The organism is Methylocystis sp. H62 (assembly GCF_015709515.1).
Lineage (GTDB): Bacteria > Pseudomonadota > Alphaproteobacteria > Rhizobiales > Beijerinckiaceae > Methylocystis.
On the sequence record NZ_JADNQZ010000038.1, the window covers coordinates 35,789 to 46,481 of the forward strand.

General features: G+C 62.0%; 5 protein-coding genes and 2 pseudogenes. 5 read left to right on the top strand and 2 right to left on the bottom strand.

What is annotated here, in order from left to right; all coding sequences use genetic code 11:
- Both IYY11_RS02630 and IYY11_RS02635 read right to left on the bottom strand, forming a co-directional pair.
- Positions 1 to 623: pseudogene (locus IYY11_RS02630) on the bottom strand (ISKra4-like element ISMet1 family transposase); the annotation flags it as partial.
- Between the two features lie 264 nt (positions 624 to 887).
- Positions 888 to 1,307, bottom strand: a complete 420-nt coding sequence (locus IYY11_RS02635) for a PHP domain-containing protein (protein ID WP_196402619.1) — start codon at positions 1,305 to 1,307, stop codon at positions 888 to 890.
- Positions 1,308 to 1,756: 449 nt separating this feature from the next.
- Here IYY11_RS02635 and IYY11_RS02640 point away from each other — a divergent pair, with 449 nt between their 5' ends.
- The 5 genes and pseudogenes from IYY11_RS02640 to IYY11_RS02660 form a co-directional block, all read left to right on the top strand.
- Positions 1,757 to 2,311: a hypothetical protein gene (locus IYY11_RS02640; protein WP_196402620.1), complete on the top strand. Its 555-nt coding sequence runs from the start codon at positions 1,757 to 1,759 to the stop codon at positions 2,309 to 2,311.
- A 118-nt stretch (positions 2,312 to 2,429) separates the two neighbouring features.
- On the top strand, positions 2,430 to 3,176 hold the full coding sequence (locus IYY11_RS02645; protein WP_196402621.1) for a hypothetical protein: 747 nt from the start codon (positions 2,430 to 2,432) through the stop codon (positions 3,174 to 3,176).
- 1,311 nt (positions 3,177 to 4,487) lie between these two features.
- The gene (locus IYY11_RS02650; RefSeq protein WP_196402622.1) at positions 4,488 to 7,427 is read left to right on the top strand and encodes a hypothetical protein; all 2,940 of its coding nucleotides are present in this window, start codon (positions 4,488 to 4,490) and stop codon (positions 7,425 to 7,427) included.
- A complete protein-coding gene (locus tag IYY11_RS02655; RefSeq protein WP_210331205.1) occupies positions 7,420 to 9,282 on the top strand; it encodes a hypothetical protein in 1,863 nt (620 codons plus the stop codon). The genes IYY11_RS02650 and IYY11_RS02655 overlap by 8 nt, the downstream gene beginning before the upstream one ends.
- A gap of 276 nt (positions 9,283 to 9,558) precedes the next feature.
- Positions 9,559 to 10,693, top strand: a pseudogene (locus IYY11_RS02660) (ISKra4 family transposase); the annotation flags it as partial.

The window sequence follows — 10,693 nt, forward strand, 5'->3', positions numbered from 1 at the left end:
TAAGTCAGAAGCGGTTGCGCCAATTGCCATATGCGGGCGGCGCCCAGGTCGCCTTGCTCGCGTAACATCGACATGTCTGCGATGATTTCCCCGAGGTGTTCTATCGCTCGATCGACCTGTCCATGCCACAGCTTCCACTTCAAGGCGCGGATCTCCTCATCGAGAACGACGGTTTCATTTGTCCATTCGTCGCGCCAGCGAACGATATGATCGGCGACTTGCTGTAGGGGCTGGATTTTCATAGCGATGTGGAACCAATCAACGATATTCCTGGTCGGACGCGGCAAATTGCGAGGTAGCCGCTTCATAATCTCCGCGCCATCAGACAACACGGTAATTTCGCCGCGACCCACGTAGCCCTCGCTCTGAAGCGCTTGAAGCGTGCGCAGCCGTAGTTCTTGTTTCGAAGTGTCTGCAGTCACGAAATAGTGACCGGGACGGGAGCCGCGTCGTCCGCGGCCGCATCGCGCAACTGCGATCTCAAAGGTTCGCCCGTCCGCCTCGGAGGCACCTTTGATATGGGCTGTGTCAATGCTGACAACGAACTCTCGCTCGGGATCATTTGGAAGATCAAGCTCGATCTGCTCGCGCTCGTCAGCGTGTGGCGGATCAATCCAGGCGCGAGGACCTGGAGAAGAGACGACAAGCGCGGCGGATTGCATGCAAAAATGGGTGACAAAGCGCCGCCACAACTTGCCGGCGGAGTCGTTGCGGGCCTACGATTCTTGCATGTTGGAAAGTGATTCGGACGCAGTGCTTGACGCTCGATCTTCGTCGCGCGAGACGATGAAACGGCGCGCGCAGAGCCGCGGCGATGAGGCGCAAAACCCCAGAAAATCCTTAGAAATCTAGCCGTTGCCGCCGTCATCACGCGATCCATGTCGATGTCATAGGGCGCGCGTTCTTCGATCAAGCGACCGGTTGGAGGGGCCAAGATCGATACATGCCGATTGTCCATCGCCCGGATGATGCGCTCCGTTTGCTCGTCGCGCGACAAGTCGAATTTGTAGTGAACCGCGGCGACAACGATGTCGAGCCGCCGACAAAACCTCGTCTGGCAAATCGAGGCTTCCATCGGCGAGAATGTCGACCTCGATGCCCTTCAACACGGTGAAGGGGCGCAATTTGGCGTTGAGACGATCGATCTCGTCGATCTGGCGCAATAAGGGAAGGCGAGCTAGCCCATGGGCGATCGTCACGCGCCGGCTATGATCGGTCAAAGCCATGTAGGCATAGCCGCGCGCTTTCGCCGCCTGCGCCATCTCGGCGACCGAGGCGTTTCCGTCGCTCCCATTTCGAATGGACATGAAGGTCGCCTCGAACGTCGGACAATTGCACGAGTTTGGGCAGCGCATTCTCCTGCGCGAGCGCGATCTCGCCTCGAGAATATCGAGATCGCCCACGGTGTCTCGCCGGTGCCGAAAGCTTCCCGCCGCCACGACGCGGCCGCCATCCAAGCCGCGACTGAGCCAATCGATCAGCGCGCCCGCCCGATGTCCGGTCAAAACAGGGTGCACTCCAACCTCCACCACATGTTCGCCGCGTAGACGTTGCCTGACCACGATTGCCAAAGCCTCGCGGCTGGGCGCGCCTACAGCCATAGCGTATCAGGCCTGATCGCCATGCCCATGCGTAGCGTTGATTGCAACTACAATACGCTTGTAATAGGCCAATATGATAAGTAGCCTAAGCTGCAGCGCATTCAGCTAACTGCGCAGTTGCAAATTGATTTTATGTATTTTTCTGAGAACCGCTCATGTCCAAGCTCGAGCCGTCGTTGCAACTAGCGTTTTCATCCTGGCACACGGAGCTCGGCTACGCCCATTCGGGCGAGCATCCCAGTCTGAGTCTTGCTGAAGTCGAAGGCCGCCGCGTGACGGTGCTCGTTACCTTCGAAGGCGACCTCGCGGCGCTGCAGGCTGCAGGGTTAGCGACGGGCTACAACAGCGGCGGCGTCGTTTCGGGCTCCATCGCCTTCGCCAACCTCGAGCGTCTCGAGAAAGCGCCAGGCGTCATCTCGATCGCCAAAGAGCCGAATTTCAAAACCCTGCTCGACGGTACCATCAATGAAATGCGCGTGCCTTGGAAAGTTCCTCCGACCGATCCTTGGCCCGGCAAGGGTGCCGGCGTGATCGTCGCCGTGGTCGACACCGGAATCGACATTTTCCACGATTCTTTCCGCAATCCGACGGCAAGACTCGCATCCTCGAACTTTGGGACCAGGGCGCGACCACCGGCGGCAGCGCGCCGCCTGCGGCCTTCGCGCAGATCGGCCGCGTGTACTCGGTTCAGAATATCAACGACGCGCTGACCGCCGGCCCACCCTTCGCCAGCATCGACGACAACGGTCACGGCACGCATGTGGTGGGGATCGCCGCGGGCAATGGAAGGCAGGACGACCGCTGCAGCTTTCCGGGCCGCTGCCGAAATTGATCGAGGAGCTTTCCAAAGTCGATAGCTGGCGCGCGTTGCCGCCGCCGGGCGCCAATCTTCTTGTCGCGCTGCGCAAATTGCCGGAAGCGCAGAGCCGGATCGCTCTGCATCCGCTCGGCGCATTGCAAATCAGCCAGCGCTTCGCGCCGCTCGACGCCAAAATCGATCGCGTAGGCGCGCAGAAACCGTCGGACGGGAAACGATTTTCGCTCAGCGCGGCGAGCGCAGCCTTCGTCAAACGGCGCGATGTAGACGAGCGCTTCGCGCCAGCACAGTTCGAAGATTTGTCGGACAATGAACGCTTATCGCGCAAGGCGTTTGAACCGCGGCACGGCGGAGTCGAACTCTCGGCGGCCGGGGCTCAACTCGAGTCCGGCGCCGCGATCGTGCGGGTGGCGCGATATGATCTCATCACCATCGACACCAATGCGAGAAGCCATCGCTTCCGTTTCGCAGTACTCGCTAAAGTATTCTTCAATCGGCTGTTCGCGGGGGCGGCGGTGGCCCGTTCGCCGCTCAGCATGAAATCACGGAAGACGCGCGTCCCCGTCGAAGATGGCGTGAAGGAAAAGTCCGAAGGCTTCGCCGTCGCTTTGCAGGAGAACAACCGCAGCTTCAAAGCTGACAGCGCCTATTTCGCCAGCGAGGGCGCCGCGCGCGAATGGATGCAGTCGGCCGTCGCCAAGGATCGAAACCTGGCGGATCGGCTGCATGTTTTGCCTCACTTCGAGTTAGCGGCATGAGCGACGCTCTCGGCTCATACACGTTCCTCCCATGGCTGCGCCAAGGCGTGGCGCGCACCATCACGAACCAAGACAACGATGCGGGAGTGCATCTCAGAGCGACGACACATGTGGAGCTGACCCTCGACGGGCAGGGTATCGACGGCTCCGCGTTGAAAGCTCAGGTCGCGCGCGACGTGGAGCTTTACGGCCCGGGCGAAGTGATAGGCATTGATAGTAGGGCCATTATCCGCACCGATCCGCACCCCTGGATCACCAATGTCGAGCCCAATTATCTCGCGCATATCGAATTTTACGAAGAAGACTTCCCGTGGCGCTATACGCCCGCCGCCCCGGACGCGTCGCGTCTGCGGCTGCGCCCCTGGATCGCGCTCGTCGTATTGAAAGACACCGGGGATTCGGCGACGTCCGAGTTTCGCGACGCCAAGGCGCTGGCCGATCGTCCACTTCCCTTCATATCGGTAAAGGATTTCGCCGCCTTCCCGCCGCCAAACGAATTATGGGCCTGGGCGCATGTGCATGTGAATGAGCATCTTGGTGGCGCGCCCAGTGAACTCGTCGCAGTCGACGTCGGAGCCGCCGTCGGACGGCTGGAAAACGCTCTTTCCGGCAATCCGGACATCGCCTATTCGCGCATCGTCTGTCCACGCCGGCTTGAGGAAAACGGTGCCTATCACGCCTTTCTGGTGCCGACGTTCGAACGCGGCAGGCTCGCAGGTCTCGGCATGGGCCCGGACCAGGCGCCTTTCGCCACGGCTTCCGCCTGGGTCGATTACGGCGGCCGGCCCGAACCGCTCAACATGCCCTATTACCACCGCTGGTATTTTCGCACCGGCGGAGCGGGCGACTTCGAGTCGCTTGTAAGGCTTTTGAAATGGAAGACCGCCGACCCGCGCGTGGGGCGCCGCGATATCGACGTCCAATATCCCGGCTCGAACATTGAAGGGATTCTCGACGCTGACTTGGATGGGGTTCTTCGGCTCGGCGGCGCTTTACGCGCACCCTTCGACACTCTGACCGAGTCGGGCCGAAAAGAATTCGAGAAATATGAAAACTGGGCCAAATCGAATTGGCCGCATCCGTTTCAGAAGAGGCTCGCGCGCTTCATAAATCTCGCCGACGCATATACGCGCGTTCCCGCCGATCAGGCGCGAACGGACGCCGGACTGCCGCCGCCGACCGAGCCGGACGACATGGATCCGCTCATCACATCGCCCATCTATGGCGAGTGGCAGGCCTTGCTGCATCGTCTTTTGACCGACCCCGCCGGAGCGCCGCATCGCGGCCCATCTCGCGGAGCAGACGAAAGCCGTGGAGTTGCTCGCATCGACACCGACCGCGCGTCTCGAGCGAGCCTTCGTCGAGCACATCGACACGCTCGCCTATCGGTTCGACTCTTGGCGGCTCGGCCTCGTCGATTGGCAATTGGCGCAGATGCGCCGCAGCGGGGCGAATGAAGCCGCGCACAAGGGGCTTTACCTCGGTGACTATGGTTATTTGGAAGACGTGCGTCCCAACCCGCGGCCCATCACGGCGCCGCAGCTTCCAGATTTGCTGGCCGAAGCATTCAAAGCCGGCCCGCCGCTGCAACTTGATCCCACCAACGCAGGCCATTTGCACGCGCCGTCGCTCAACCAGGCGGTGACGGCGGCCATATTGCGGGCCGGCGAGATCGCCAATCGCGCGCCTGGGGCGCTAAACGCCTTTTCTATCAATCTGTCCTCAGAGCGCGTGCGCAAAGCAGTCGCGCTGCTCGAAGGCGTGCGCTCCGGTCAGAAGCTTGGCGCGCTTCTGGGTTATCGCTTCGAGCGCGCCCTGCACGACTATGGCGGGGTTCTCGAACTCGACGCGCTCATCTTCGCCTTCCGCCGGGCATTTCCTTTGACCGCCGACCGGCTCAAGCCGACGTTGAATCCGCCGCCTCCCGCCTCAGAGGCCATCGAGGCGCGCAATGTCGTGGACGGACTCTCGCTGGTCAAGCAGGCCTCCAAACCCGGCGCCGAGAATTATCCCTTCGGCAAGCCGCTGCCGGCGCTGAGCAACGCCGACCGTACGGCCGTGGAAAAAGAAGTTTCGGAGCTGAAGAACATTTTCGACGCAATGGCGGATTTGGTTCTCGCCGAAGGCGTTCACCAGGCGGCGCAGGGCAACCCTGATCGGATCGCCGCGCATCTCGATGTTCTCGGCGATTTGAATGCGCCTCCAGATCCTGACGTCGTGCGCACGCCCAATCGTGGCTTCGCGCTCACCTGCCGGATGGGCCTCGAACTCGATCCAAGCGCCGCCGCTGGTCCGGGCGATCCGCCGAGGGCGACGGCGCAACCGGCGCTGAACGCTTGGCTCGCCGGCGCGCTTCCTGCGCTCGGCGACATCGCTTGCAGGGCGACGTGGAAAATCGCCGGCGGCGCGGAGCAGTCGCAGATTGTGCCACTCGCGGATCTTGCTCTTTCGCCGATCGACGCGATCCATCTGATCTCCGATCGCGGCGGAGCGGATCTTGCTGAGCTCGACGATCGCGTTCGCCGCCGCGTCTTCGCGACCGCCGCGCCGCGCTCCGACGCTCAGTTCAAAATCCACTACTTGGAGGCTGGCCCCGGTCGAACCAGCGTTTTCGTCGTCTCTGCGTTCGTCAAACGCTTGCGCGGACTGACGCTTGAATCGCGACCCCTGCGAGCGAGCGACGTCGCGCTTCCGAGCAAAGCTCAGGACGCCGACGCCGCGCCACACGTCGTCGATCGAAAACGCGTCGCGGACGTCGTCGGCAGCCTGAAGGCGCTGCGAGACAGGTTCGACGCCGACATCGCCGCTGGCGCGCCGCTGATCGCCGATCCTGTCGCAAATCGCGCGGCGCTGCTCGCAGGAATCGACGCTCGCCTTGTGACCGTCGTCGAACGCCTCGCGGAAACGGCCGCTTTCGGCGGCGCGCGTATCGGCTGGGGAGGCCTTTACGATTGGCGGTCGGAGCGCTTCATCGCCTTGATCAAGCGCTTTGAGGATTTGCTTGCTCGTTGGGACAAACGGCGCGCCGCCTGTGAAGATGCTTTGACGAAGGAAGCCGCGCTTCCTGGAGCGGCGACGCCGGAGGAACATGTGCAGCTGCTGCGCGCGGCGGAAGGACAGGTCTCGACGGCGCTTGCGGCGGACCTCGATCCGGTCGCGCTGCGCGCCGCCGTCGAAGCCAAACTCGTCGCCTTTAATAACAAATACGACGCCATCAGAGCGAGCGTCATCGACGCGCCAAACCCCGGCCTTGCCGACCGGCTCGCCCGCGCTCAGGCCGCACTGCCCATCGACGCGTTCGATCCTGAACCTTTCGGCCTCGCGGAAATCGAGGATTCGATCCTTACGTATTGGGCGGACCTTCAGTCCCTGCTCGTCACCGCGCGCAAGGACGTCAACGAACGGACTGTGGCTGCGGCCGCTGCGCTCGACGCACATGACGAGGCGACCACGCCAGAAGCGCGCTTGAAAGCGCTCCAAGCCGGCGCCGAAGCCATCTTTGGCGAGGGCTTCAAACTCATCCCGACATTCACCCTCCCCGCCGACGCGGGAGCCGAGCAGACGCAGGCCCATGCGCATTTCGTTTCCGGCGCATTGCTGGCCTATGCGCGCGTGGCGCTAGACGACGCCAATCCGCTCGACATGTGGTTTTACGGCGTCGCCCGCGTGCGGCCGAAGGCGCGCTTGCTCGAAGACGCGATCATGTTGTGGGAAGCGCGCGAGCTGACGCCCGGCGGGCTCGCGGCCATGCAGCTTCCACATAAAGCGGGCGCTCCTTGGCTTGCGCTCGACTTCCCCAAAGAAGCCGCGCCTGACGGGGAGCGCCTCTCTTATGTCGCCTTCGCTCGTCCCGGCTATGATCCGGCGGCGGCGCGGTGCGGGCTTCTGCTCGACGACTGGACCGAGACGCCGCCCGCTATTGAAGCCGACGAGCCGGGGCCTCAACACACAACGGGCGTCGCGTTCCATTTCGACCGCCCGAGTCAGGAACCGCCGCAGGCGATGCTGCTGCTGACGCCGCCGCGCTGGAACGGAACATGGTCGTTCGACGACATCCTCCATGGAGTTATCGACACGTTCGAACTTGCCCGCCTGCGCGCGGTCGAGCCCGACCAATTGCTCAACGGATCGCTCGCACAATTCCTGCCCGCGACAGTGGCGAGCGTGACGACGAGCGGCCTTTCGCTTTCGGCCAATTATGCGCTGGTCAACATGGACGTGCGTATCGCAAGGAGCCTCGTCGATGGTTGACGTGCGGATCCTCACCAACATGAATTTGGCGCTGGCGCAGATGGCGCTTCCCAGCGTCACACAGTGGAATCGTGTGGAGGGCCGGCCACGCACGCAATTGTTCGACCGCGCCTTGCGCGCCGAAGTGCGCGACGGCTTATGGATGCTGTCGCGCCAGTGGCAACTCGGCGAGTTCCGCGGCGACGACGCTGGATCGCCGACGCTCGCTCAAATGCGCATCGATCATACGCGGCTGACGCGGACGAAGCTTGGCGAAGACCCGCCTGAATCGATCGTCGATCCCTTGCCGCTGGAGACGCGCGTCGAACGGCTGCAAGCGCAGTTTCTGCGCGGCGGGCGCAAGATCGGATTCGACATTCGCCTGGCGTTGGGCCGTCATTGGCTGAAATCAATCTTCGGCATCGGCGACTACGCACAGGCCTATCGCGACGCCTATCCCATCGTGCCGCCCGATCCGGCAAGCGCCGACGACGCGGAAATTTGCGCGCATCCAGCGGCTTTCACCATATTAAGCGCTGTCGCCGGCCGCGCGATGGATGGCGGCGACCTTTATCTCCATCTAAAGACCGCGGGCGCTCATGCCTGGGACGGCGTCGCCGTCGCGAACGCGGATAGAGGGCCTCTCGATGCAGCCGGCGTGAAATTCGTCGCCTGGTTCGAACGTTTGGTCAGCCAGCCGCCTGAAGATCACGACGGAGCCTGGACGCCGGATCGGCTCGAATATCAATTCGATTGCTCCGCTCCTGTCGCCGCCGCCGCGAAGGTATATTCCGCCAAGGAGTATTCATCCGGCCGACTCGACTGGTGGGCGCTCGATGTCGATCCTTCCCGCACATCGCTCGACGATGGCGCGGGACCGCCAGAAGACGTCAGCGTCATCGGCTCGCAGATGCGCACCATCATTCCCTCGCCGCTGCAATTCGATGGGATGCCGAATCCGCGCTGGTGGTCCTTCGAGGACGGCAAGGTGAATTTTGCGGGAGTATCCGCCGCGACAACCGACCTCGCGAAGCTGCTCTTCCTGGAGTTCGCCTTCGTCTACAGCAACGATTGGTTCATCGCGCCCTTCACCGCGCCGGCCGGAATCGTTGCGACGCTGACGGGATGCGCAGTCTCCAACACTTTCGGCGAGCGCTTCTGGATAACGCCCGCCGCACAGGGCCGCGACGACGATCCGAGGCGCTTCACGCTGTTCACATCAAGCGTGATCGGCGACGCTCGACTTCCGGCCGACACGAGTCTGCTCTTGCTTCCGACCGCGCCTGCCGTCACCGAGGGGCCTCTTCTCGAGGAAGTGGTGTTCCTGCGGGACGAAACGGCGAATATGGTTTGGGCGGTGGAGAAAACCGTGCCGCTCCCCGACGGTTCGACCCAGCCCGGAGCCGAGTCCGCAATCGAGACGCAGACCTACCACCAACGCCTGCTGGCTCCCGGGGCGCCGGGCGCCGGCGCTCCGCCGGCTTCGGCCGCAGATGTTCGCTATCGCATCATGACGAGCGTTCCAGAAAACTGGATTCCCTTTATTCCTGCCCAGGAGTCGGGCGGCAATCGCCAGATCAGGCTGCAACGCGCCGCCATGCCGCGCGTGCTGGAGGGCGATCCGAACGATCCCAAGCGCGTCGCGCCCAAAACGACGCTGCTCCGCGACGGCCTCGACGGCACCGCGAAACATCCGTATTTCCTGCATGAGGAAGAGGTGTCCCGCGAAGGACTGCGCGTTGTCAAGCAATTCCGGCGAACGCGCTGGCGGGACGGCCGCGTCGTCGTATGGCTCGGCGCCCGCAAGACTGTAGGCCGCGGTGAAGGCGCGTCGGGCCTTGCCTTCGACTGGCTCGAGTCCACCCCGCGCAACTGACGGGCACACCGAGCGCAGGTTTTGCTCGCCGAGTCAGTCAGTATTGCGGGCTATACTTTCCAGGGCGGGTGTCGGGAGCCATCTTGGCTTGAGAATATCCGATTCCGAATCGAAAAAGCCATTAAACGAGAGAATATTAGGTCGATATTCTCACGTTTAATGGCTTTCCCTCGCGACTTGAGCTTCGAGACGGGCGGGACCGTTAAATTAACTGGGGCGCCACGGAGCTTTAACGTCTGTTAAGGAAAAGAGTTGCCGGCTTCGTAGGAGACGGCAATGCGGTGGACGATTACGATTGAAGGCACGGATGAATTTGGCGCTGCGCATCGGTCCGAGATAGCTTTGGAAAAGGATTTGAACAGTTTGACGGCAGGAGCTGTGGGCTTTTCTATCGAGGACGGCAAGACGATCATGGCCCACCTGCAGCAGGTCATCGTGAAGCAGCAATGCGAGACCTACAACAGCAAGCGAAAAATCCGAACGGTGTTTGGCTGCGTCGAGGTTCGTAATCCACGCATCCTGAATTGCCAACGCTGCGTGCCGTATTTCCGCGACGCCTCGGCAGTCCTACGGGATATTTGCCCCGACCAAGCGACGCCGGAATTGATGGAGCTATCGGCTCGCCTCGGCAGTTTGATGCCCTACCGCAAAGCGGCAGATGTCATCGCGGAGTTTTTGCCCGTCAAATCGTCTGAGTCCTTCGTCACGATTCGCCATCGCACGCTCGCTCTCGGCAAGCGGCTCGATGAAAAGGCGCGAGATCGCGCCTGGTTCGATCCGCCACACGCTGACGAGCGCGAGCAGATCGAGCTTGATCTGCCAAATGATCTCGAGCGAGAGTTCGTTGTCAGCATTGACGCAGCCCATATCAAAGGTGCCTCCGAGGCGGACGGGCGAACCTTTGAGATCGCAGTTGCGCGATGCGGCCGCGGACGACGCGGCTCCCGTCCCGGTCACTATTTCGTGACTGCAGACACTTCGAAACAAGAACTACGGCTGCGCACGCTTCAAGCGCTTCAGAGCGAGGGCTACGTGGGTCGCGGCGAAATTACCGTGTTGTCTGATGGCGCGGAGATTATGAAGCGGCTACCTCGCAATTTGCCGCGTCCGACCAGGAATATCGTTGATTGGTTCCACATCGCTATGAAAATCCAGCCCCTATAGCAAGTCGCCGATCATATCGTTCGCTGGCGCGACGAATGGACAAATGAAACCGTCGTTCTCGATGAGGAGATCCGCGCCTTGAAGTGGAAGCTGTGGCATGGACAGGTCGATCGAGCGATAGAACACCTCGGGGAAATCATCGCAGACATGTCGATGTTACGCGAGCAAGGCGACCTGGGCGCCGCCCGCATATGGCAATTGGCGCAACCGCTTCTGACTTACATCCGTCAAAACAAGTCTGCGATCG

Bases quoted from the DNA above. Each gene is read 5' to 3' on its own strand.
- IYY11_RS02635 (WP_196402619.1), bottom strand. From the start codon at position 1,307: ATGTCCATTCGAAATGGGAGCGACGGAAACGCCTCGGTCGCCGAGATG.
- IYY11_RS02640 (WP_196402620.1), top strand. From the start codon at position 1,757: ATGTCCAAGCTCGAGCCGTCGTTGCAACTAGCGTTTTCATCCTGGCAC.
- IYY11_RS02655 (WP_210331205.1), top strand. From the start codon at position 7,420: ATGGTTGACGTGCGGATCCTCACCAACATGAATTTGGCGCTGGCGCAG.